This window comes from Rhizobium sp. 10N427 (genome assembly GCF_056394605.1).
In genome coordinates this window covers 65090-86880 of record NZ_JBFTID010000016.1, presented here as the reverse complement: position 1 = coordinate 86880, position 21791 = coordinate 65090, and the positions used below count along the sequence as shown (strand labels likewise).

Here is a 21791-nt window from a genome sequence, read left to right as displayed (position 1 = left end):
GGGGAGCGGAAGGCGCGCGCCTTCCGCGTCGCAGAATGTACTTAACCGGCGATCGCCTCGGCGGCGTCGAGGACGCGGGCCGAATAGACCATGGCGGCGCCGGCATTGATAGCCACCGCAACACCGAGCGCCTCGGAGATTTCCTCCTTGGTCGCACCCTGCTTCAGGGCTTCCGTCGTGTGGACGGCAATACAGCCGTCACAACGCACCGTCACCGCAACGGCGAGCGCGATCAGTTCGCGCTGCTTGGCGTCAAGATAATTGGTCTTCTGCCCGGCCGTCGAGAGGGTCTGGTAACCCTTCACCGTCTCAGGCACGGTCTTGCCGAATTCGCCGATCCGGGCGATCAGCTGGCTGCGGTATTCTTTCCAGTTCAACATGGTCTTGCCTTTCCATCATCTTCAGCAGCGCCGTCGCTGTCTGTTGGGATGGAATATGGACTTTTCAGGCGATCCGATGAATGTTTGAGAAAGTCAAATTCTAGCGTGATCGTCTCATGGATATCCTCAGCCGCCTTATCGACCTTGCCGGGCTGCGCACCAGCCTGGACATTCGCTGCCGTCTTGAGGGCTCTTTCGCGATCGACCACGAACCGGCCGGTCGCGGCGTGATCCCGTTTCATGTCGTCCTTTCCGGTAGCTGCCGTCTGCGGCTACCTGATCGGCGAACCTTCGAAATGGTGGCAGGAGATTTCCTCCTGCTACCGCGCGGCGAGGCGCATCTGATTGTCGGCCGCGACACCGGTGCCCGGCCATCGCCCGTCAGGGTCTCACATGACGGTATGCTTCCGGTGCGGGCGAATGGCGATGGACCGCCCGATGTCGATCTGCTCTGCGGGCATTTCGATGCGGCAGCGGGTTTGTCATCGCTGCTGCTCGACACCCTGCCTGATGTCTTTCATGCTTCGCTGGCCGGAGCGCAGTCGCAGGAGACCCTGAAGCTGCTGGTCGGAATCCTGCGTGACGAGGCGATGCATCAGGAAGCCGGTGCGTTGACGGTTGCCACGGCAATCTGCCTCGCACTGCTGGCGATGGCGCTGCGGGCGCTAAACAATGCAGCGCTCGGCACCGCCGGTCTCGTGGCGCTGATTGCCAATCCGCGCTTCTCGCGCGCGCTGAAGGCTGTGATCGCGAACCCGGCGGAAGATTGGACGATCGAGCGGCTGGCGTCGCTCAGCGCCATGTCACGCGCCACTTATGCCAGACAGTTCAAGGAAACGTCGGGAATGACCGTGGCGGGCTTTCTGACCGACCTCCGTATGACGCTTGCCAGCGACCTCTTGATCCGCACGCGCCGGACGGTCGCCGATATCGCAGTGGAGGTCGGCTATGACTCCGAGGCGGCCTTCGGCAAGGCATTCAAGGCAAGGCGTGGAGTGCCACCGGCGCGCTTCAGGCAGCAGATGGCCTGAAGCGCGCCGGGCATTTTCTCAGGCGACGGCGCCGAACTGGGCGTCGTGCAGGCGGGCATAGGCACCGTTGCGGGAGAGAAGCTCCTTGTGGGTGCCTTCCTCGTCGATGCCATCGCGCCCCATCACCACGATGCGGTCGGCATTGCGGATCGTGGCCAGACGGTGGGCGACGACGAGCGTCGTGCGTCCCTCCGAAAGTTCCGAAAGCGCCTGCTGGATCTGATACTCGGTCGCCGTGTCGAGCGCCGACGTGGCCTCGTCAAGGATCAGGATCGGCGGGTTCTTCAGGAAGATGCGGGCGATCGCCAAACGCTGCTTCTGGCCACCCGAGAGCTTCACACCCCGCTCGCCGGTCGGCGTGTCCAGCCCTGACGGTAGGGAGCGTACGAATTCATCCAGCGACGAGCGGCGCAAGGCCTCCATGATCTCGGCATCGGACGCGCCAAGACGGCCGTAAGCGATATTCTCGCGGATGGTCGAGCCGAACAGGAACACATCCTGCTGGACGATGCCGATCTGGCTGCGCAGCGACGCCTGCGTCATGTCGCGGATATCAATGCCATCGATGGTGATGGCGCCCGACGTGACATCGTAGAAGCGCGGCAACAGCGAGCAGATGGTGGTCTTTCCCGCACCCGAGGGGCCGACAAAAGCGACGGTCTCGCCTGCCGATATCTTCAGGTTCAGATGCTCGAAGACCTTGCCGTCGTCCGAATAGCCGAAGGAGACGTCGTTATAGACGATGTCGCCCCGCAACGAGTTGACCGTCATTGCATTCGGCCGGTCGGCGAGATCCGGCTCGGTGTCGATCAGCGAAATGAAGCGCTTAAAGCCGGCAATGCCCTTCGGATACATCTCCAGCACCGAGGTGATCTTGTCGATCGGGTGGAAGAAGACATTGACCAACAGCAGGAAGCCGACGAAGCCGCCATAGGTCAGCTCGCCTGACACGACATACCAGGTGCCGGCCACCATGATGATCAGCTGCACCAGGCGCGTGCTGAAATAGCTGAGCGCGATGCTTGCGGTCATGTAGGCATAGGCGTTGAGCTTGGTTTCCTTGTAGCCTTCGTTGTTGCGGGCAAAGAGCTCGCTTTCGTAGCCTTCATTGCCGAACGCCTTGACGACGCGGATACCGCCGACGCTTTCCTGGACGCGGGTGTTGAAGTCACCGACCTTGCGGAACAGATTGCGCCAGGTCACCGTCATCTTGGCGCCGTAACGGCTGACGAGCCAGGTCATGAACGGCACGATCGCGGTGGTGATCAGCGCCAGCTTCCAGTGGACCGAGAACATCAGCAGGAAGGCGCCGATGAAGGTCATGATGGCGATGAACACGTCCTCGGGGCCGTGATGCGCGACCTCGCCGACCTCTTCGAGGTCCTTGGTGACGTGGGTGATCAGGTGGCCGGTCTTGTTGTTGTCGAAATAGCGGAACGACAGCTTCTGGATGTGATCGAAAGCCTGGCGGCGCATATCCGACTCGATCGAGATGCCGAGCGCATGGCCCCAATAGTTGACCACGGCCGATAGAGCCGTGTTGATCGCGTAGATGGCGAGCAGTGCCGCGGCGACGGCAGCAATCAGTCCCCAGTCGCGGCCGGGCAGCAGCTCGTCGACGAAGAGCTTGACGGCCAGCGGAAAGCCGAGCTCCAGCAGGCCTGCCAGAACGGCGCAGCCGAAGTCGAGGAAGAACAACCGCTTGTAGCGGCCATAATAGGAAAAGAAGCGACGAAACATGAATGCCCTCCGGGGCAATATTTGTCAGGATCGTTGGATGGGAAGCGGGTCAAGCAGACGCGCCAGATCGGCACCGCTGCTCAGCGTTGAAATGTGCCGAAATTTCTCATCGGACGATCCTCCTTCATGAGTCGCTGAAGCCTTATAGTATGAGCTGCTGTATAAGTCACTACAGCTTGTGGGTGGAAAACGAAAAGCCCGGCGAGCTATTGTCCGCCGGGCTTCAAGAATGACCGTGATCAGAGGCTCACTTCGGTGTGACGTCGAAGCCGAACCACTTTTCCGACAGCGTCTTGATGGTGCCGTCAGCCTTGGCGGCGGCGATCGCGTCGTTGAACATCGCCTTCAGTGCGGCGTCGTCCTTGCGCAGGCCAACCGAGCTGCCACGGCCGAGGAAGCCGCCCTGGAAGCGCGGACCCGTCGTCGTCATGTCTTCGTTGCCCGGCTTCTGCGAAGCGGTCGTCAGGTAGGCCATCGAAGCCATGACCAGATCGACGCGACCGGCCTTGAGGTCGAGATCGTGCTCTTCGGTGGTCTTGTATTCGCGGACTTCGACGACGCCCTTGAGGTACTTGTCGACGAAGGCGGCAGCGGTGGAGGCTGTCTGGACGCCGATCGTCTTGCCCTGCAGCGCAGGCTTGATCTTGTCGATTTCGGCGGCGGCGCCGGACTCATCGCTGGCGAGCGAGAAGACCTGGCCCTTTTCCGGCAGGTTTGCCAGATCGCTCTGCTTCGAGGTGGCAAAGGCCTGACCGGTCGAGCCGTAGGAATCGCTGAAAGCGATCACTTCCTCGCGCTTGGCGGTCGCCGACATGCCGGAGATGATGGCGTCGAACTTGCCGGCGTTGAGTGCCGGGATCATGCCGTCGAAGTTCTGGACGACGACCTTGCACTCGACCTTCATGTGGGCGCAAAGATACTTGGTGAGCTCGATCTCGTAGCCGTCGAGCGTGCCATCAGGCTTGGTGAAATTGTAAGGCTTGAACGAACCTTCGGTGGCGATCGTCACCGTCGTCCACTTCTTGTCGTCGGCATGGGCGATGCCTGCCGTGGCGAGAACGGCCGTCGCGGCGGCCGCAGTCAAAACCCGCGAAAGAATTGTCATTGTAGCTCCCCTTTTCTTGGTTTGGGCTGAGAAATTACTTGCTGATGAACTGCTTGAAGCGTTCCGAGCGTGAATTGGCAAAAACGTCCTGCGGCTTGCCGTCTTCTTCGACGAGTCCCTGATGCAGGAAGACGACGCGGCTTGAGACGTCGCGGGCGAAGCTCATCTCGTGGGTTACGACCAGCATGGTGCGGCCTTCTTCGGCGAGCGCGCGCATGACGCGGAGAACTTCGCCGACCAGTTCAGGATCGAGCGCCGATGTCGGCTCATCGAACAACATCACTTTCGGACGCATCGCCAGCGCCCGGGCGATCGCCGCACGCTGCTGCTGACCACCCGAAAGGTGGGCCGGATAGAAATTGCGCTTCTCGGCAATGCCGACCTTGGCAAGCAGTGCCTCGGCCTCCTCGATGCATTCGGCGCGATTGCGCCTCTGCACGTGAACCGGCGCCTCGATGACATTCTCCAGCACGGTCTTGTGGGACCAGAGATTGAAGCTCTGAAACACCATGCCGAGCTGCGAGCGAATGCGATCGACCTGTTTGCGATCGGCCGGGCGGCTTGCGCCCTTGGCGTCAGGGACCATCCGGATTGTTTCGCCGGCAACGGTCACTTCGCCGGAATTCGGCGTTTCCAGCAGGTTGATGCAGCGCAGGAATGTCGATTTTCCAGAGCCTGACGAGCCGAGGATCGACACGACGTCGCCTTCATGCGCGTCGAGCGAGATGCCTTTGAGCACTTCGACATTGCCGAAGCTCTTGTGCAGTTTTTTGACGCTGAGCGCGATCGGGGAAGGGGTGGGGGTCATCGGGCCTCTCCTTCAAGTGCGGGAGCAGACACGTCTGCCGGATGATAGGGCACGGGCTGGCGCAGATGCGGGCTCAACCAGTATTCGACGAGATGGACGAGGCGCGTCAGCAGGAAGTTGATCGCCAGATAGATCGCACCGGCGACGATGAAGACCTCGATCGCCCGGTAGCTCTCGGAGATGATGCGCGCGGCAACGCCGGTGACTTCCATCAGCGTGATGATCGATGCCAGCGAGGTCGCCTTGACCATCGAGATCATCTCGTTGCTGTAGCCGGGCAGAGCCTGGCGGATCGCCAGCGGCAGCACGATGCGTCGGAACTGCATTAGCCGCGGCATCCCGCAGGCGCGTGCCGCCTCGATCTGGCCGAAGGGAACCGAAAGCAGACCGCCGCGGATGATTTCGCTGGCGTAGGCCGCGGTATTCATCGTCAGTGCCAGCACCGCGCACCAGTAGGGGTCGCGCAGGAACGGCCAGAATATGCTGTGGCGGACGGCTGGAAACTGGCTGAGACCGTAATAGAGCAGGAAAATCTGGACGAGCAGCGGCGTGCCGCGAAAGACGAAGACGTAGGCGCGGGCAAACCACTCAAGCCCCTTGTTGCCGGACAGGCGGCAGAGCGCGATCGCCAGTGCCAGAACGGCGCCAAGTGCGATCGAGGTGGCTGCAAGTTCGAGCGTCAGCGGGATGGCTGAAATCAGGTTGACGAAGGTCTCGGAAAGAAATTGCCAGTCCATCAGCCTCTCCTCACGCCGCGCGAGAAGTGCTTTTCGGCACGTCTCAGGAACAGGCCAGAGCCGGTGGAAATGACGAGGTAGATTGCACCGGCAATGACGTAGAAGTCGAAGGGCAGGCCGGTCGAACCGGCGGCGATCTGCGTCTGGCGCAAGAGTTCGGCGACGCCGGTGATCGAGACGAGGGCGGATTCTTTCAGCACCACCTGCCAGACATTGCCGAGACCGGGAAGGGCGTGGCGCAAGGTCAGCGGCGCGATGATGCGGCGGAAACGCAGCCAGCGGCCCATGCCGCAGGCGATCGCCGCCTCGATCTCACCGGGATGTACCGCCTTGAAGGCGCCGCGGAAGACTTCGGTGAATTGGGCGCCAGAGGTGATGCCAACGGCGAGCGAGCCGGCGAGGAAGCCCGGAAACCCGAGAAAGCCTTCGGCCCCGAAGAGCTGGCCGATCGCCGTCACGGCGGCACTGCCGCCGAAATAGAAGAGGTAGATGACGAGCAGATCGGGAATGCCGCGCAACACCGTGGTGTAGGTGTCGGCAGCGATCCTGAGGCCGCGTCCGCCTGATATCTTCGCCCAAGCGCCGAAGGAACCGATGACGGCGCCGGTCGAATAGCCGGCGAGCGCGACGAGAACGGTCATCCACGCGCCTGCAAGCAGCGCCTTGCCCCATCCATCGGGGCCGAAGCTGATGAGCTCTAGGATGCCCGGCTGATTCATCATGCCGACCTTTCGGGAAGCGGCGGCTGCACGTCGTCGGGGATCGGATTGACGAACGGCGTCCCATCGAGGCGGGCCTTAAGGTCCGCCTTGGCCGCCTCGATGAGATCAGGGTTGCGGATCAGATCGATGGCGGTGCTCGCCATGACCTTCGCCGCGTGTTCCGTGCCCTTGTGGGCAGCCGGAAGTTTGCCCTGGGCAACAAGTTGCCAGGAATGACCGGGCGTACCGATCGCATAGGTGGCGCCGCGCATCTGCACTGTTGGTACTACCCAGCTCACGCTGCCGACATCGGTGGAACCGACGATCGAGCTGTCGCCGGCATAGAGCGGGAAGATCTCTTCGCAGAGCGGCTGATCCTTCTTTGGCTTCAGACCGAAACGGGCGTAGGACGAGGCGATATCCTCAGGGCTCATCGTCGCCTGGAACTTGCGGGCGGTCTCGCGGTCGGCATCGTCGAAGACAGGCGGGCCGAGGCGCTGGAGATTGGCAAACATAAGATCTTCGAGCGGCACGTTGCCAACCAGATTGGCGTCGCCGCTGATCACTTCGCTGCGCACCGATGTTTCCGTCATCAGCGCGGCACCCTCGGCAACCTTCTTGACGCGGGCAACGAGTGATAGAAGTTCCGGCAGGTTGCGGGCGCGGACCAGATAACGGACGGTCGCCTTGGCCTGAACCACGTTCGGCGCCGAGCCACCGGTATCGGTGACGGCGTAATGGATGCGGGCGCTCGACGGCATATGCTCGCGCATGTAGTTGACGCCGACATTCATCAGCTCGACGGCGTCAAGCGCGCTGCGGCCGAGATGCGGGGTGGCCGAAGCGTGCGAGGCGCGGCCGGAGAAATGGAAGTTTAGCTCGTTGCAGGCAAGCGACAGCGGATTGTTGACGCCGGCAAAGGCTGCCGGATGCCAGCAGATGGCGATATCGACGTCATCGAAGACGCCGGCGCGAACCATGAAACCCTTGGAGGAGCCGCCCTCTTCAGCCGGGCAACCGTAATAGCGGATGCGTCCCTTGAGACCATTCGCAGCAAGGAAATCCTTGACGGCGGAGGCTGCCAGCATGGAGCCGGCACCCAGCATGTTGTGGCCGCAGCCATGGCCGTGACCGTTCACTTCGGCCTCGCGCTTTTCGGCAAGCCCGGCCACCTGGCTGAGGCCTGGAAGTGCATCGAACTCACCGAGAATGGCGATCACGGGTCCGCCCTCGCCAGCCTCGCCCATGACGGCGGTCGGCAACCCGGCAATGCCGCGCTCGACGCGGAAGCCCTCGGCTTCCAGCTGGCGCGCATGCTCGTCGGCCGAGCGGTATTCCTCGTAATTCGTCTCCGGCATATCCCAGATGCGGTCACTGAGCGCAGCGAAGGATGCGCTCTTGGCTTCGACGATATCCCAAACGGCTTCGATGTTTTTCATGACTTTCAAAACGGCTTCGTTTCGCATAGTATCCAAAATTGGCGCCAATTTAGGTTACAAAAATTCTTTGCGCAATCCATGTGCATGAATAAATTTTGGACAAACTCAAGCGGTTGCCACGCCTACAGAATTTGGAACAGGCGTGCTATCGATGATGCAAAACAGGGGATTGCGAATGGCAGACGTCGTGATGGAAGAGGGGCCGGAAGCGGCAGAAGCACGCGACGTCACGGACTTCATCCTGCAGGACATTCTCGCCGGCGTGCTTTTGCCCGGGACGTGGCTGAAGCAGATCGATCTCGAGCGCCGCTACAAATGCACGCGCCCCGAAGTGCGCCGTGCGCTGGACCGCCTGGCACAGAAGCGCCTTGTCGAGCACGTTCCGAACCGCGGCTACCACGTTTATGAGCCGGATGGCCGCCGCGCCCAGGAAGTCAGCGAAATCCGCATCATTCTCGAAACCGCGATCGCGGCAACGATCGTTTCAAATGCTGCGGCAGACGAGATCGCCAAGCTTCGGAAGCTTGCCGATCATTTCGACCTGATGGTGCTGAATGGAACGATGCTGGAGCTCTACGAAGCCAATCTGGCCTTCCATCGCCAGCTGCTGACGCTCGGCGGCAATCTCGAACTTGTCGACCTCATTACCGAAATCCGCCAGAGGACCTCCTCGGCGCCGGTCTCGCAATGGCGCACCCGCGCCCGTGTCGAACAATCCGGCCGCGAGCATCATCAGATGATCGATGCGATTGCGGCCGGGGATGTCGAAAGCCTGAAGGCGCTGGTCCGCCAGCATATCCTGCAGCGCTGAATCAAACAGGCCGGGATACTCGTATCTCCCGGCCTGCCTTTGGTCATGATCAGTTGGACTGCCAGCTCTTGACCAGCTCGTCGTAATTGACCGTCACCGGCTTTTCCTTCTCGTTCTCGATCTTCAACTGCGGAGCGAGGTTGCCCTTGGCGACGGCATCCTTGTTCCAATACTCAAGATCATGCTCTTCGGCGAGCTTCGGACCGATATCACCCTGCACCTTGGCGCGTTCGAGGCGTTGGAGCACCTTTTCCTGCTCGGAGCAAAGCGAGTCCATGGCTTCCTGCGCGGTCTTGGCGCCGGAAGAAGCGTCACCCACGGCCTGCCACCAAAGCTGTGCCAGCTTCGGATAATCGGGAACGTTGGTGCCGGTCGGAGACCACTGAACGCGGGCCGGCGAGCGGTAGAACTCGATCAGGCCGCCGAGCTTCGGAGCGCGCTCCGTGAAGCTCTTGTCGCGAATGGTCGACTCGCGGATGAAGGTGAGGCCGACATGGCTCTTCTTCACGTCCACGGTCTTCGACGTCACGAACTGCGCGTAGAGCCATGCGGCCTTGGCGCGGTCATCGGGGGTCGATTTCATCAGCGTCCAGGAACCGACATCCTGATAGCCGAGCTTCATGCCGTCCTTCCAGTAGACGCCATGCGGTGAAGGCGCCATGCGCCATTTCGGCGTGCCGTCCTCGTTGACGACAGGCAGGCCTGGCTTGACGGCGTCAGCCGTGAAAGCCGTATACCAGAAGATCTGCTGAGCTACTTCGCCCTGCGCCGGCACGGGGCCGGATTCGGAGAAGTTCATGCCCTGTGCTGCCGGCGGTGCATAGGCCTTCAGCCAATCCAGATATTTCTGGATCGAATAGACGGCAGCCGGGCCGTTCGTGTCGCCGCCACGGGCAACGCACGAACCGACAGGACGTGAATTCTCGTCGACCTTGATGCCCCATTCGTCGACAGGAAGACCGTTCGGCAGGCCCTTGTCACCATTGCCGGCCATCGACAGCCAGGCATCGGTGAAGCGCCATCCGAGCGACGGGTCCTTCTTGCCGTAGTCCATATGGCCGAAGACCTTCTTGCCGCCGATGTCGCGGCCGGTGAAGAATTCGGCGATGTCCTCATAGGCTGACCAGTTGACCGGAACGCCGAGATCGTAGCCGTACTTCGCCTTGAAGTCGGCCTTGTTCTTCTCGTCGTTGAACCAGTCGTAGCGGAACCAGTAGAGGTTCGCGAACTGCTGGTCGGGAAGCTGATAGAGCTTCTTGTCGGGCGCAGTCGTGAACTTGGTGCCGATAAAGTCGTCGATGTCGAGGCCGGGATTGGTAACGTCCTTGCCTTCGTTGGCCATCCAGTCGGTGAGCGAACGGGCCTGCTGGTAGCGCCAATGGGTGCCGATCAGGTCCGAGTCGTTGACATAGGCGTCGTAGATGTTCTCGCCCGACTGCATCTGCGTCTGCAGCTTTTCGACGACGTCGCCTTCGCCGATCAGGTCGTGGGTGATCTTGATGCCGGTGATTGCCGTGAAGGCGGGCGCCAGGACCTTCGATTCATATTCGTGGGTCGTCAGCGTTTCGGAAACGACCTTGATGTCCATGCCGGCAAAAGGCTTGCCCGCATCGATGAACCACTGCATTTCCTTTTCTTGGTCGGCGCGCGGAAGCGACGAGAGATCGCCGATTTCCTTGTCGAGAAAGGCTTTCGCCTCGTCCATCCCGGCATAGGCAGAGCCTGTCATTGCCAGCAAAATGCCTGCTGTCGTCGCAAATAGATGCCGTCGCATAATATCCTCCCAGGGTTAGCGATTGCAGTCTTCACGTTTCAGGCGGCCAGTACCCCCGGCCATCTGTCTAAACTTGGCATCACACGTAACGGAACACGCCGATCGCGTAGATCACGGAGATGCCAAGAGCCCACCACAGGCCGGGTCCGACAAGGCCCAGCCATGCGAGATGAATGAACGCTGCCCCCAGCAGCGAGATGAAGAGACGGTCGCCGCGCGTGGTCTCGAAGCGCAGCAGGCCGGTGCGCGGAGAGCCCCCCGGCACGAAATATTCCCAGACGCTCATGCCTGCGAGCAGCACGAGGATCGTCAGGAAGAACAGCGCCGTCGGCAGTGTCCAGGCCATCCAGGAAAAGCTCATTTCCGTCTCCTCCTCAGACGCGGCCCAGGGCAAAGCCCTTTGCGATGTAGTTTCGAACGAAATAGATGACGAGTGCGCCGGGCACGATGGTCAGCACCCCGGCCGCCGCAAGCACACCCCAGTCCATGCCGGCCGCCGAGACCGTTCGCGTCATGATCGCCGAGATCGGCTTTGCCGCGGTTGTGGTCAGCGTGCGGGCGAGCAGCAGCTCCACCCACGAGAACATGAAGCAGAAGAAGGCCGCGACCCCGACGCCGCTGGCGATCAGCGGCATGAAGATCTTCACGAAGAAGCGGGGGAAGGAATAGCCGTCGATATAGGCCGTCTCGTCGATTTCCTTCGGCACGCCGGACATGAAGCCTTCAAGGATCCAGACCGCCAGTGGCACGTTGAACAGGCAATGCGCCAGCGCCACGGCGATATGGGTGTCGATCAGCCCGAAGGCCGAATAGAGCTGGAAGAAGGGCAGGGCAAAAACTGCGGGCGGTGCCATGCGGTTGGTCAAGAGCCAGAAGAACAGGTGCTTGTCGCCGAGGAACCGGTAGCGCGAAAACGCATAGGCCGCAGGCAGGGCCGCCAGAACCGAAATCACCGTATTCATGGCCACATAGATGATCGAGTTGATGTAGCCGTTATACCAGGACGGATCGGTGAAAATCACCGCGTAGTTGGCGAGCGTCGGATTCTGCGGCCAGAGCGAGAAGGCCCCGGTGATTTCCGAGTTCTCCTTGAAGCTCATGTTGACCAGCCAGTAGATCGGCAGGAGCAGGAAGACGATATAGAGCGTCGAAACCACCCAGGAGAAGTTTCCGGCGGGCTTGTATTTCATTGTCTGAGCCATGGTCCTCTCCTTTCTCAGGCGTTTTCGTCGCTGCTGGTCATCACGGTGTAGAAGATCCACGAGAGCAGCAGGATGATCAGGAAGTAGATGATCGACATGGCCGCGGCCGGGCCGAGGTCGAACTGGCCGACCGCCGTCTTCACAAGATCGATCGACAGGAACGTCGTCGAATTGCCAGGCCCGCCGCCTGTCACGACAAAGGGTTCGGTGTAGATCATGAAGCTGTCCATGAAGCGCAGCAGCACGGCGATCAGAAGCACGCGCTTCATCTTCGGCAGCTGGATGTAGCGGAAGACGGACCAGCGAGAGGCGCCGTCGATCTTCGCCGCCTGATAATAGGCGTCGGGGATCGAGACGAGGCCGGCATAGCAGAGCAGCACGACGAGGCTCGTCCAGTGCCAGACATCCATGACGATAACGGTGATCCAGGCATCGGCGGGATCACGGACGTAGTTATAATCGAGCCCGATCGCCTCCAGCGTATGGCCGAGCAGACCGATATCGACGCGGCCGAAGACCTGCCAGATGGTGCCGACGACGTTCCACGGAATGAGCAGCGGTAGCGACATCAGCACCAGGCAGACCGGGACGCCGAGCCCCTTCTTCGGCATGTTGAGCGCGATGAAGATGCCGAGCGGGATCTCGATCGCCAGAATGATCAGCGAGAAGGCGAGGTTGCGCTGCAGCGCCGCCCAAAACCGATCCGATTCCAGCGTCTGCACGAACCAGTCGGTTCCGGCCCAGAAGAACTCGTTGTTGCCGAACGTGTCCTGAACCGAATAGTTGACGACGGTCATCAGCGGGATGACGGCCGAAAAGGCGACGAGCACCAGCACCGGCAGGACGAGAAACCAGGCTTTGTTGTTCAAGGTCTTTTCCATGGATCAGGCCTCCCTGCCGACGCGCCAGGAATTGGCGTAGATGCTGATGGCCGCGGGATCGAAATTGACCCGGGCATCCTCCGGAATTTCCCCATCTTCGGGCACGACGATCGCCAGCGGCTGCCCGGCGAAGCGGGCGCGGACGATCTTCTGACGGCCGATATCCTCGACCTTCGAGATCGTGACCGGCATGCCCTCGCGGCCGAGCCTGACGAATTCGGGGCGGATGCCGAGCTCCACCTTCGATGCCCCGTCAGTGCGTGGCGCGTAGTCGAGATTGATGGTCTGTTCGCCGACGCTGACCGCGTTTCCGGAAACTTTGGCCGGCATGACGTTCATGCCCGGCGAGCCGATGAAATAGCCGACAAAGGTGTGGCTCGGCCGTTCGAACAGTTCGGCCGGCGTGCCGATCTGGACGATCTCGCCCTCATACATGACGACGACTTTTTCCGCGAAGGTCAGCGCCTCGGTCTGGTCGTGGGTGACATAGACCATGGTGAAGCCGAACTGCTTGTGCAGCCGTTTCAGCTGCGAGCGCAGCACCCATTTCATATGCGGATCGATGACGGTCAGCGGTTCGTCGAACAGGATGGCGTTGACGTCGTTGCGAACGAGGCCGCGGCCGAGCGAGATCTTCTGCTTCTGGTCGGCGGTCAGACGCTGCGCCTTGCGCTTCGCCCAGTCCGAGAGATCGATCATCTCGAGGATTTCGCGGACGCGCCTGTCGACTTCGGGCTCGGCGACGCCGCGGTTGCGTAGCGGGAAGGCCAGATTGTCGTAGACGGTCATCGTGTCGTAGATGACCGGGAACTGGAATACCTGGGCGATGTTTCGCGCTTGCGTCGACAGGTTGGTGACATCCTTGCCGTCGAACAGGATGCGTCCATGCGATGGCTGAAGAAGCCCGGATATGATGTTGAGAAGCGTGGTCTTTCCACAGCCGGAAGGGCCGAGCAGCGCATAGGCGCCGCCATCGGTCCATTCGTGATCGACTTCCTTCAGGGCGTAATCCTTGTCGGATTTCGGATCCGGCCCGTAGGCGTGGCGGATATGGTCGAGCGTGATGCGTGCCATGTGAGCCTCCTAAGCCGCGTGGTTGCCGGTTGCGATCGCTCGTCCACCCGGCCCGAAGGCCATCAGATGGCGGGTATCGAGGAAGACAGCGACCTCAGTGTCCGGGTCGATGTCGTGAATGCCATGCGCCAGCATCACCCAGCGCACGCCGTTGAAATCCAGATGGACGAAGCTCTCCGACCCGGTGATCTCAGATATCAGCGTGCGTGCCGAAAGCTTCGGCGAGGCGCCGGTCTGCTGCGAAAGCGCCAGATGGTGAGGGTGGAAGGCGATGGTCACGACGCCATCCGCCATGCCGGCGAGATGCCGGGGCACGGGTATCTCCGCACCGCTTGCATGCTGGAAGCTTGCTGCGCGCTTGGTCACCTCGATGAAGTTCAGCGGCGGGTCGGCGAAGGTCTTGGCGGTGATCAGATCGGCTGGGCGGCGATAGACCTCGATCGTCTTGCCGAACTGAGTGACGCGGCCTTCGCTGAGGGTAACCGTGTTGCCGCCGAGAAGCAGCGCTTCCGAGGGCTCCGTCGTAGCATAGACGAAGATCGCGCCCGAGGCGGCGAAGATGCGCGGCAGTTCCTCGCGCAGTTCTTCGCGCAGCTTGTAGTCCAGGTTGGCGAGCGGCTCGTCGAGCAGCACCAGGCTGGCGTTCTTGACGAGGGCTCGGGCAAGGGCCGTGCGCTGCTGCTGGCCACCGGAGAGATTGAGCGGCGTGCGATCGAGATACGGCGTCAGCTTCATCAGCTCGGCCGCCTTGCGCACCTCGGCGTCGATGGTCTTGGCGTCGTGACCTGCAATGCGCATCGGCGAGGCGATGTTCTCATAGACCGAGAGCGCCGGGTAATTGATGAACTGCTGGTAGACCATCGCCACCTGGCGCTTCTGCACCGGCATGCCGGTGACGTCGGCGCCGTCGAAATAGACGGAGCCGCTGGTCGGCTTGTCGAGGCCGGCCATCAGGCGCATCAGCGACGTCTTGCCTGACAGCGTCGGCCCCAGCAGGACGTTCAGCGTTCCCCGTTCGAAAGTCAGGTTGGTCGGGTGAATGTGATACTCACCGCCGACCATCTTTGCGGCATTGCGCAGTTCCAGCATTCCGGCTCCCGTGCCTCCTCAAGACGGGGACCACATGCCGCTCTATCCGGCCATTTGCGCGGGCAGGGCGGCGATGTACTCCTCCAGTGTCTGCATCTGTTCCGTCGTCATGTGCAATCCGGCCTTCGTTCTCCGCCAGAGAACATCCTCGGCGGTGAAGGCCCATTCATTCTGCATGAGATAGCGCACCTCGGCCTCATAGAGATCCGATCCGAAATGCCTGCCGAGATCAGCCGTGGACGCGGCCTTGCCGAGCAGCACATTGGCCTTGGTGCCATAGCGTCGCGTCAGCCGGCGGGCATGGCTGTCGGCGAGGAACGGATAGGCTGCCTTCAGCTTGCCAACCTCGCCCTCATATCCCTTCACCGGAAAATCTCCGCCGGGCATATGGCTTTTCGCCGTCCACGGACGGCCCTTGACGCCGATCGCCTCGCCGATCTTATCCAGCGCATGTTCCGACAGACGCCGGTAGGTGGTGAGCTTGCCGCCGAAGACGTTCAGCAGTGGTGCGTTGTTGACTTCGGTCCCGTCCTTGCCTTCGAGCTTCAGCACGTAATCGCGGGTCGCCTCCTGCGCCTTCGAGGCGCCATCGTCGAACAGCGGGCGAACCGCCGAATAGGTCCAGACGATATCCTCGGGCTTCACCGGCTCCTTGAAATACTCGGAGGCCGCGTTGCAGAGATAGGTGGTCTCTTCGCCGGAGATTCTGACATCCTTGGGGTCGCCGGTGTAATCGCGGTCGGTGGTGCCGATCAGCGTGAAGTCGCTCTCATAGGGAATGGCGAAGATGATGCGGTTGTCGGGGTTCTGGAAGAAATAGGCCTTCGGCCCCTCGAACTTCTTCCGGACGATGATATGGCTGCCCTGGACGAGGCGGACATGGCGTGCCTCGTTCTCGCCGAAGGCGGCGCGGATCACATGATCGACCCAGGGACCGGCGGCATTGACCAGCATGCGGGCCTGATGCGTTGAACTGCGTCCCGACAGCGTATCGACCGTCTCGATGGTCCAGAGGCCATTCTCGCGCCGTGCGGAGACGACTTTCGTGCGCGGCATGATCAGCGCGCCGCGGTCGCTGGCATCCCTGGCATTGAGCACCACCATGCGGGCGTCGTCGACCCAGCCGTCGGAATATTCGAAGGCTTTCGTAAACAGCGCCTTCAGCGGCTTGCCGGCCGGATCGGTTCGCATGTCGAGCGTCGCCGTCGGCGGCAGCAGCTTGCGGCCACCGAGGTGATCATAGAGGAACAGCCCGAGACGGATCAGCCAGGCAGGCCGGATGCCGCCCTTGTGATAGGGTAGCACGAAGCGCATCGGCCAGATGATGTGCGGGGCCATTGCCCAGAGCACCTCGCGCTCCATTAGCGATTCACGCACCAGGCGGAATTCGTAATGTTCGAGATAGCGCAGACCGCCATGGATCAGCTTGGTGGCACCCGACGACGTGCCGGAGGCGAAGTCGTTCATCTCGGCCAGCGCCACCGAATAGCCGCGTCCAGCCGCATCCCGGGCGATCCCGCAGCCGTTGATACCGCCGCCGATCACGAATAGGTCGTGAAGTGCCTGGCCCACATTCCCCTCCCGTGTGCCTTTTGTCTCGGTTACCCTCCCCGGCAAACCGAAACTACGCAGACTAGAAGTGAAGACGAAGCGAATGTCAAACGAATGTTTCGGGCATCTAAAACCGGAAGATCAGAGGCAAATCATTGCTCAGCTGTGCAATGACTGAAAACCGCACTTTCGCTTTGCCGCCGCATGCGGTGGCTCAAGCCCGCTCCTCCCAGATCCTGGCGATTTCGACGATCGTCGCCACGGCCTTTTCCATATCCTGCAGGCTCACCCACTCCAGCGGCGAGTGGAAGGCATGTCCGCCGTCGAAGATGTTGGCGGTCGGCAGGCCCATGAAGGAAAGCCGCGAACCGTCCGTCCCGCCACGGATGCTGCCGCGCAGCGGGGTCATGCCTGCACGCCTGATCGCCTCGATCGCGTGGTCGACGATCTCCGGATTGCGGTCGAGCACGGCCTTCATGTTACGGTACTGGTGCTTGACGCTGAATGTGTAGGAGGAGCCGGGATAGGCTTTCATGACATCCTTGACGATCCCCTCGAGCAGGGCTTCCTTGGCGGCAAGGCCGTCATCGACGAAATCGCGGATGATGAAGCCGAGCTCGGCCTTCTCCATCGAACCGCTGACGCCGGTCGGGTGAATGAAGCCGTCGCGCCCTGAGGTCGTTTCCGGCGCGATCTCTTTCGGCAGCCGGGCGATGATATCGCCGGCGATCTTGATGGCGTTCTCCATCTTGCCCTTGGCAAAGCCCGGATGCATGGCGAGGCCCTGGATGACGATCTCGACGCCGTCGGCGGAAAAGGTCTCGTCCTCGATTTCGCCGGCCGTCGAGCCGTCGACCGTGTAGGCGAACTCGGCGCCAAGCTTCTTGAGATCCGCCTTGTCGACGCCGCGGCCGATTTCCTCGTCTGGTGTAAGCAGCAGTTTGATCGTCCCGTGCTTGATATCGGGATTATCGATCAGGAATTTCGCCGCCGTCATGATTTCGGCGAGCCCCGCCTTGTCGTCGGCGCCGAGCAGCGTCGTTCCGTCGGTGGTGATGATGTCGTTGCCGATCTGGTTCTTCAGCTCGGGATGATCCGCGACACGGATCACCTGCTGCGGATCGCCCGTCAGCCTGATATCGCCGCCCTGGTAATTCCTGACGATCTGCGGCTTGACGTTCGTCCCGGTAAAGTCGGGCGCGGTGTCCATATGCGAGCAGAAGCAGATCACCGGAACGGTCTTGGCGGTGTTTGCGGGAATGGTCGTGTAGACATAGCCGTGCTCGTCGAGATGCGCGTCGGCAAGGCCGATCTCCAGCAGCTCTTCAACGAGGACCCGGCCGAGATTCTTCTGCTTCTCGGTCGAGGGCTGGCTTTTCGATGCCGGGTCTGACTGGGTGTCGATGACGGCGTAGCGCAGGAAGCGGTCGAGAACGGTGGGGGTCATGGGATCATCCGGTATGGCGTGGCGAAAAGACCGGTATAGCCGCTGACGGCGCCAAGGTGAACGGCGTTTCGGCGCCTATCGCAAGACAGCGCGAAGCCGCGGCGCGGCAAAGTCGAGAAAGGCCCGGAGCTTCAGCGGCAGGACGCCCTGTGACAGATGCACGAGACTGACGGGGGAGGGTGGCTGTTCGAATTCTTCCAGTAGCGGCACCAGCAGCCCGTCCTCGACGGCGCGTTTTGCCTGGTAGGAGAGCGTCCGGGTGATGCCGAGACCGGAGACCGCCGCATCGACCGCAGCTTCGGCGGTGTTGACGGAAAGCCGGGGATGGATCGGCGTGGAGACATCCTGACCATCCTGGCGAAAGACCCATAACTGGGCCGGTGTGACCCCTTCGAAGGAAATGCAGGCGTGATCGGCAAGCTGCTGCGGATCAAGGGGCGTGCCGTGCCGCCGCAGATAATCCGGGCTGGCATAGGCCGTTCGCCTGACGGTGCCGAGCCGGGTCGCAATCAGGTTGTTTTCCGAGAGGTGGCGGATGCGCAGCGCCACGTCGATGTGCTCGTCGGCCAGGCTGACCGGCCGGTCGCTCATCACCAGCCGCATGTTGATGTCAGGGAAGGCTTTCAGGAAATCGGTGATGACAGGCAGGACGTGCAGCCGTCCGAATACGATCGGCGCTGTCATCGTCAGGTCGCCCTTGGGCGCCAGATATTCGCCGGTGGCTCGCCGTTCCGCCTCCTCGACGCGTCCGAGGATTTCGCGCGCCGCACTGACATAGCCTTCGCCTGCTTCGGTCAGCGAAATGCGGCGGTTGGTGCGCCTGATCAGCCGGATGCCGAGATGGGCCTCCAGCTCCGATATCTTGCGGCTGACAGTCGGTAGAGGCGAGTGCAGGGCGCGCGAGGCCGCCGACAGGCTGCCATTCTCGACCACCGCCAAAAGCACGCTCATCGCATCAAGACGATCCATCTGACCTTCCGAAAAACGAGAGGATAACTATCAAGATCGCTATCTACTACAGAAAAGCGGAAATCACTAGGTTTCTTCGCAGGTCTTCGGACCAACGGATTTCAACCCGCTGCGAAAGGCACCCCAATGAAACTCCACCACTTCCCGCTTTCCGGCCACGCGCACCGCGCCGTCCTGTTTCTCTCGCTCCTCGGCGTCAAGGCTGAGCTTGTCGAAGTCGATATCCCCGGCGGCGCACATAAGTCGCCTGACTATCTAAAGCTCAATCCGTTCGGCCAGGTGCCGGTTCTGGAAGATGGCGACGTGGCGGTCAGCGATTCCAACGCCATCCTCGTTTATGTCGCCACGAAACTTGGCCGCAAGGATTGGCTGCCGGATGATGCTGCAACGGCGGCGAAGGTGCAGAAGTGGCTTTCGGTGGCTGCAGGCGAAATCGCCTACGGCCCAGCAGCGGCGCGCCTGATCACCGTCTTCGGTGCCAATTTCCGCGCCGAGGAAGTGATTGCCCGCGCCCACCGCATTCTGACGCTGATCAATGCCGAGCTTGAGACGCATCGTTTCATCATCGGCGACCGGCCGACGATCGCCGACGTCTCGCTCTACAGCTACATCGTCAACGCACCTGAGGGGAACGTCGACCTCGCGGCCTATCCCGAGGTTCGCCACTGGCTGGCCCGGATCGAGGCGCTTCCGGGCTTCGTGCCGTTCCAGAAGACAGCGGCTGGCCTTGCCGCCTAGCGGCAAACCGCGGCCGGAGACATCCGGCCGCTTCTCCATTGGAGGCTCCCATGCTTGATAGTGCCGAAATACCAGCTTCGCCCTGGCACGAAGGCGAACTCGAACTGCAGCGCAGCGTCGGGATGGCCGAGCAGATGGATCCTGTCGGCCGCAAGGTGCTGCGCACCTATCTGCTCGACCAGCATCGCGAGTTCTACCCGCTGCTGCCGTTCATCGTCATCGGCGCGGTCGATCCGGATGGCGCCCCTTGGGCGACGATCCGCGCCGGGCAGCCCGGTTTCCTGCATTCTCCGGACCCGCTGACGCTCGATGTCGAGGCGGCGCGTGATCGTAGTGATCCGGCCGAGCGCGGCATGGAGGACGGCGATCCGATCGGTATGGTTGGTGTCGATCTGATCACCCGCCGCAGAAACCGGCTGAACGGCACGGTCAGCCGCAGCGCAGATGACCGCTTTTCCGTCACCGTCGGCCAGAGCTTCGGCAACTGCCCGCGCTATATCCAGAACCGCCAGTTTGCGTTCATCCGTGATCCGGCTGCAAGCTCCACTCCCGCGGCAATCGTCTCGGACCGGCTGGAAGGCGAGGCACGGAAGATCATCGAGGAAGCCGATACGTTCTTCGTCGCCTCTTATGCCGATCGCGGTGCGGGCCGGGAAGTGGACGTTTCCCACCGCGGCGGCAAGCCGAGCTTCGTTCGCATCAATGCCGATGGCAGCCTGACCGTGCCGGATTTCAACGGCAACCTGTTCTTCAGCACACTTGGCAATTTCATGATCAACCCGCGTGCAGGGCTGGTGTTCGTCGATCACGAAAGCGGCGGCCTGCTGCAGTTGACGGGAGCGGTCGAGGTCGTCCTGGATTCGCCGGAGATCGCAGCGTTCGATGGTGCCGAGCGCCTCTGGCGCTTCACACCGGAGAAGATCGTGCTGCGGCCGGAGGCCTTGCCGCTGCGCTGGACCTTTGCCGAAAACGGCTTCTCTCCGAGCAGCCTGATGACCGGCAGCTGGGCGCAGGCGGAGCGCCGCCTGCAGGCCGCCGAAAGGGCCAACAACTGGCGGCGTTTCCGCATCGAGAAGGCTGTCGATGAGAGCGAGACGATCCGTTCGCTGACACTGGCACCCGTCGATGGCGAGGCGCTCATCCCGCATCTTGCGGGTCAGCACCTGCCGATCCGCATCGCCGACGGCGATCAGCATATCCGCCGGAGCTATACGATATCGAGCGCGCCATCGGACGGCCACTACCGGCTGAGCGTCAAGCGGGAGGGCAAGGCATCGAACCTGCTGCACCGGATGCAGCCTGGCGACGAGATCGAGGCACGTGCGCCTGGCGGTGCCTTCACCATCGAGGCGATGGAGCGCAAGCGGCCCGCGGTTCTGCTGGCCGCCGGCATCGGCATCACGCCCATGCTATCGATGCTACGCCATGTGGTTCATGAAGGCGACCGCACACGTCACCGCCGGCCGATCTGGCTGTTCCGGTCGTCACGCACAGTGGGCGAGCGCGCCTTCGATCAGGAAATTGCCGGGCTGGTCGAGCGCGCAAATGGCTCGGTCCACGATATCCGAGTGCTGAGTTCCCCGGCTGCCGAAGATGCGGGAAATTACGATGCGGCGGGCCGCATCGACATGAATCTCCTGAAGGCGCATCTGCCATTCGGCGACTATGACTTCTATCTCTGCGGCCCCGGCGCCTTCATGCAATCGATTCATGATGGTTTGCGTGGATTGAACATCGCGGAAGAGCGCATCCATGCCGAAGCCTTCGGTCCCTCGGCCCTGAAGCGCGATACCTTGGCAGGACAACCCAACACACCGCCGTCGGTTCCTGCTGCGACAACGCCTGCGAAGGTAATCTTCACGCAGTCTGCCAAGGAAGCGCGATGGAAGCCGGGGGATGGTTCACTGCTTGAATTTGCCGAAGCACGCGGGCTTTCCCCGGCATATGGCTGCCGTGCCGGGAACTGCGGCGACTGCAGAACGCGCATCGTCAAAGGCGCTGTCAGCTACATCTCGGAGCCCAGCTATCCAGTCGAAGGCGGCGAGGCGTTGATCTGCTGTTCGGTGCCTGCAGAAGGTGGCGATCTGCTACTCGACATCTGATGCAAAATGGGCGTCGAACAGGCGGAAAAACTGGCTGAATACAGCCGTTAACGGCGCCTATACCATGAAATATGATGCTCGTTTTGCGTTCTTTACCAAGTGGCACACCTTATAGGAAAATCTGTCCCACTATCAAACAGGAGGGACAGCATGAACGCTGCACCAAATTACGGTCTGATAGGTCTGGTCAGCGTAACAATGATCGTTATAGC

20 protein-coding genes are annotated in these 21791 nt (G+C 61.7%); 4 read left to right on the top strand and 16 right to left on the bottom strand.

Annotated features, from left to right (window positions below; genetic code table 11):
* Positions 1-41: 41 nt before the first annotated feature.
* A complete protein-coding gene (locus AC1DIJ_RS25715; protein ID WP_112388245.1) occupies positions 42-380 on the bottom strand; it encodes a carboxymuconolactone decarboxylase family protein in 339 nt (112 codons plus the stop codon).
* Between the two features lie 116 nt (positions 381-496).
* Between AC1DIJ_RS25715 and AC1DIJ_RS25710 the strand changes: the two genes are divergently transcribed.
* Positions 497-1411 (top strand): AraC family transcriptional regulator, encoded by a 915-nt coding sequence (locus AC1DIJ_RS25710; RefSeq protein ID WP_112388244.1) that lies wholly within the window; start codon positions 497-499, stop codon positions 1409-1411.
* Positions 1412-1429: 18 nt separating this feature from the next.
* On the opposite strand, the gene AC1DIJ_RS25705 is transcribed toward AC1DIJ_RS25710, so the two are convergent.
* From AC1DIJ_RS25705 to AC1DIJ_RS25680, 6 genes are all read right to left on the bottom strand, one after another.
* The gene (locus AC1DIJ_RS25705; RefSeq protein WP_112388243.1) at positions 1430-3151 is read right to left on the bottom strand and encodes an ABC transporter ATP-binding protein; all 1722 of its coding nucleotides are present in this window, start codon (positions 3149-3151) and stop codon (positions 1430-1432) included.
* A 247-nt stretch (positions 3152-3398) separates the two neighbouring features.
* On the bottom strand, positions 3399-4256 hold the full coding sequence (locus AC1DIJ_RS25700) for a transporter substrate-binding domain-containing protein (RefSeq protein ID WP_112388242.1): 858 nt from the start codon (positions 4254-4256) through the stop codon (positions 3399-3401).
* 34 nt (positions 4257-4290) lie between these two features.
* Positions 4291-5064, bottom strand: a complete 774-nt coding sequence (locus AC1DIJ_RS25695; protein WP_112388241.1) for an ABC transporter ATP-binding protein — start codon at positions 5062-5064, stop codon at positions 4291-4293.
* Positions 5061-5801: an ABC transporter permease gene (locus tag AC1DIJ_RS25690; RefSeq protein ID WP_112388240.1), complete on the bottom strand. Its 741-nt coding sequence runs from the start codon at positions 5799-5801 to the stop codon at positions 5061-5063. Before AC1DIJ_RS25690 ends, AC1DIJ_RS25695 begins: the two co-directional genes overlap by 4 nt.
* Positions 5801-6520, bottom strand: coding sequence for an ABC transporter permease (locus AC1DIJ_RS25685; RefSeq protein WP_112388990.1), 720 nt, complete (start codon positions 6518-6520; stop codon positions 5801-5803). The genes AC1DIJ_RS25690 and AC1DIJ_RS25685 overlap by 1 nt, the downstream gene beginning before the upstream one ends.
* The gene (locus AC1DIJ_RS25680) at positions 6520-7941 is read right to left on the bottom strand and encodes a M20 family metallopeptidase (protein ID WP_112388239.1); all 1422 of its coding nucleotides are present in this window, start codon (positions 7939-7941) and stop codon (positions 6520-6522) included. Before AC1DIJ_RS25680 ends, AC1DIJ_RS25685 begins: the two co-directional genes overlap by 1 nt.
* 175 nt (positions 7942-8116) lie before the next feature.
* Here AC1DIJ_RS25680 and AC1DIJ_RS25675 point away from each other — a divergent pair, with 175 nt between their 5' ends.
* A complete protein-coding gene (locus AC1DIJ_RS25675; RefSeq protein ID WP_112388238.1) occupies positions 8117-8752 on the top strand; it encodes a GntR family transcriptional regulator in 636 nt (211 codons plus the stop codon).
* Between the two features lie 49 nt (positions 8753-8801).
* Here the strand turns inward: AC1DIJ_RS25675 and AC1DIJ_RS25670 are convergent, their stop codons facing one another.
* From AC1DIJ_RS25670 to AC1DIJ_RS25630, 9 genes are all read right to left on the bottom strand, one after another.
* Positions 8802-10526 carry an ABC transporter substrate-binding protein gene (locus AC1DIJ_RS25670; RefSeq protein ID WP_112388237.1) on the bottom strand — a complete coding sequence of 575 codons (1725 nt, stop codon included), beginning with the start codon at positions 10524-10526 and terminating at the stop codon, positions 8802-8804.
* Positions 10527-10605: 79 nt separating this feature from the next.
* Positions 10606-10887 (bottom strand): DUF2160 domain-containing protein, encoded by a 282-nt coding sequence (locus AC1DIJ_RS25665; protein ID WP_112388236.1) that lies wholly within the window; start codon positions 10885-10887, stop codon positions 10606-10608.
* A 13-nt stretch (positions 10888-10900) separates the two neighbouring features.
* A complete protein-coding gene (locus AC1DIJ_RS25660; RefSeq protein ID WP_112388235.1) occupies positions 10901-11728 on the bottom strand; it encodes a carbohydrate ABC transporter permease in 828 nt (275 codons plus the stop codon).
* A 14-nt stretch (positions 11729-11742) separates the two neighbouring features.
* Positions 11743-12609, bottom strand: a complete 867-nt coding sequence (locus AC1DIJ_RS25655; RefSeq protein ID WP_112388234.1) for a carbohydrate ABC transporter permease — start codon at positions 12607-12609, stop codon at positions 11743-11745.
* Between the two features lie 3 nt (positions 12610-12612).
* Positions 12613-13683, bottom strand: coding sequence for an ABC transporter ATP-binding protein (locus tag AC1DIJ_RS25650; protein ID WP_112388233.1), 1071 nt, complete (start codon positions 13681-13683; stop codon positions 12613-12615).
* 9 nt (positions 13684-13692) lie between these two features.
* Positions 13693-14772, bottom strand: a complete 1080-nt coding sequence (locus AC1DIJ_RS25645) for an ABC transporter ATP-binding protein (protein ID WP_112388232.1) — start codon at positions 14770-14772, stop codon at positions 13693-13695.
* A gap of 42 nt (positions 14773-14814) precedes the next feature.
* A complete protein-coding gene (glpD, locus tag AC1DIJ_RS25640; protein ID WP_112388231.1) occupies positions 14815-16344 on the bottom strand; it encodes a glycerol-3-phosphate dehydrogenase in 1530 nt (509 codons plus the stop codon).
* A 193-nt stretch (positions 16345-16537) separates the two neighbouring features.
* Complete coding sequence (gene pepT, locus AC1DIJ_RS25635; RefSeq protein ID WP_112388230.1) at positions 16538-17770, bottom strand: peptidase T; 1233 nt, start codon at positions 17768-17770, stop codon at positions 16538-16540.
* Between the two features lie 75 nt (positions 17771-17845).
* Entirely contained in the window at positions 17846-18739 is an 894-nt protein-coding gene (locus AC1DIJ_RS25630; protein ID WP_112388229.1) for a LysR family transcriptional regulator, read from the bottom strand.
* Between the two features lie 126 nt (positions 18740-18865).
* Here AC1DIJ_RS25630 and AC1DIJ_RS25625 point away from each other — a divergent pair, with 126 nt between their 5' ends.
* Positions 18866-19477 (top strand): glutathione S-transferase family protein, encoded by a 612-nt coding sequence (locus tag AC1DIJ_RS25625; protein WP_112388228.1) that lies wholly within the window; start codon positions 18866-18868, stop codon positions 19475-19477.
* 50 nt (positions 19478-19527) lie between these two features.
* Positions 19528-21579, top strand: coding sequence for an FAD-binding oxidoreductase (locus tag AC1DIJ_RS25620; protein ID WP_112388227.1), 2052 nt, complete (start codon positions 19528-19530; stop codon positions 21577-21579).
* Positions 21580-21791 lie beyond the last annotated feature (212 nt).

Coding starts and splice junctions, on each gene's coding strand:
- AC1DIJ_RS25715 (WP_112388245.1), bottom strand. CDS start 380: ATGTTGAACTGGAAAGAATACCGCAGCCAGCTGATCGCCCGGATCGGC.
- AC1DIJ_RS25710 (WP_112388244.1), top strand. CDS start 497: ATGGATATCCTCAGCCGCCTTATCGACCTTGCCGGGCTGCGCACCAGC.
- AC1DIJ_RS25705 (WP_112388243.1), bottom strand. CDS start 3,151: ATGTTTCGTCGCTTCTTTTCCTATTATGGCCGCTACAAGCGGTTGTTC.
- AC1DIJ_RS25700 (WP_112388242.1), bottom strand. CDS start 4,256: ATGACAATTCTTTCGCGGGTTTTGACTGCGGCCGCCGCGACGGCCGTT.
- AC1DIJ_RS25695 (WP_112388241.1), bottom strand. CDS start 5,064: ATGACCCCCACCCCTTCCCCGATCGCGCTCAGCGTCAAAAAACTGCAC.
- AC1DIJ_RS25690 (WP_112388240.1), bottom strand. CDS start 5,801: ATGGACTGGCAATTTCTTTCCGAGACCTTCGTCAACCTGATTTCAGCC.
- AC1DIJ_RS25685 (WP_112388990.1), bottom strand. CDS start 6,520: ATGAATCAGCCGGGCATCCTAGAGCTCATCAGCTTCGGCCCCGATGGA.
- AC1DIJ_RS25680 (WP_112388239.1), bottom strand. CDS start 7,941: ATGAAAAACATCGAAGCCGTTTGGGATATCGTCGAAGCCAAGAGCGCA.
- AC1DIJ_RS25675 (WP_112388238.1), top strand. CDS start 8,117: ATGGCAGACGTCGTGATGGAAGAGGGGCCGGAAGCGGCAGAAGCACGC.
- AC1DIJ_RS25670 (WP_112388237.1), bottom strand. CDS start 10,526: ATGCGACGGCATCTATTTGCGACGACAGCAGGCATTTTGCTGGCAATG.
- AC1DIJ_RS25665 (WP_112388236.1), bottom strand. CDS start 10,887: ATGAGCTTTTCCTGGATGGCCTGGACACTGCCGACGGCGCTGTTCTTC.
- AC1DIJ_RS25660 (WP_112388235.1), bottom strand. CDS start 11,728: ATGGCTCAGACAATGAAATACAAGCCCGCCGGAAACTTCTCCTGGGTG.
- AC1DIJ_RS25655 (WP_112388234.1), bottom strand. CDS start 12,609: ATGGAAAAGACCTTGAACAACAAAGCCTGGTTTCTCGTCCTGCCGGTG.
- AC1DIJ_RS25650 (WP_112388233.1), bottom strand. CDS start 13,683: ATGGCACGCATCACGCTCGACCATATCCGCCACGCCTACGGGCCGGAT.
- AC1DIJ_RS25645 (WP_112388232.1), bottom strand. CDS start 14,772: ATGCTGGAACTGCGCAATGCCGCAAAGATGGTCGGCGGTGAGTATCAC.
- pepT (WP_112388230.1), bottom strand. CDS start 17,770: ATGACCCCCACCGTTCTCGACCGCTTCCTGCGCTACGCCGTCATCGAC.
- AC1DIJ_RS25630 (WP_112388229.1), bottom strand. CDS start 18,739: ATGGATCGTCTTGATGCGATGAGCGTGCTTTTGGCGGTGGTCGAGAAT.
- AC1DIJ_RS25625 (WP_112388228.1), top strand. CDS start 18,866: ATGAAACTCCACCACTTCCCGCTTTCCGGCCACGCGCACCGCGCCGTC.
- AC1DIJ_RS25620 (WP_112388227.1), top strand. CDS start 19,528: ATGCTTGATAGTGCCGAAATACCAGCTTCGCCCTGGCACGAAGGCGAA.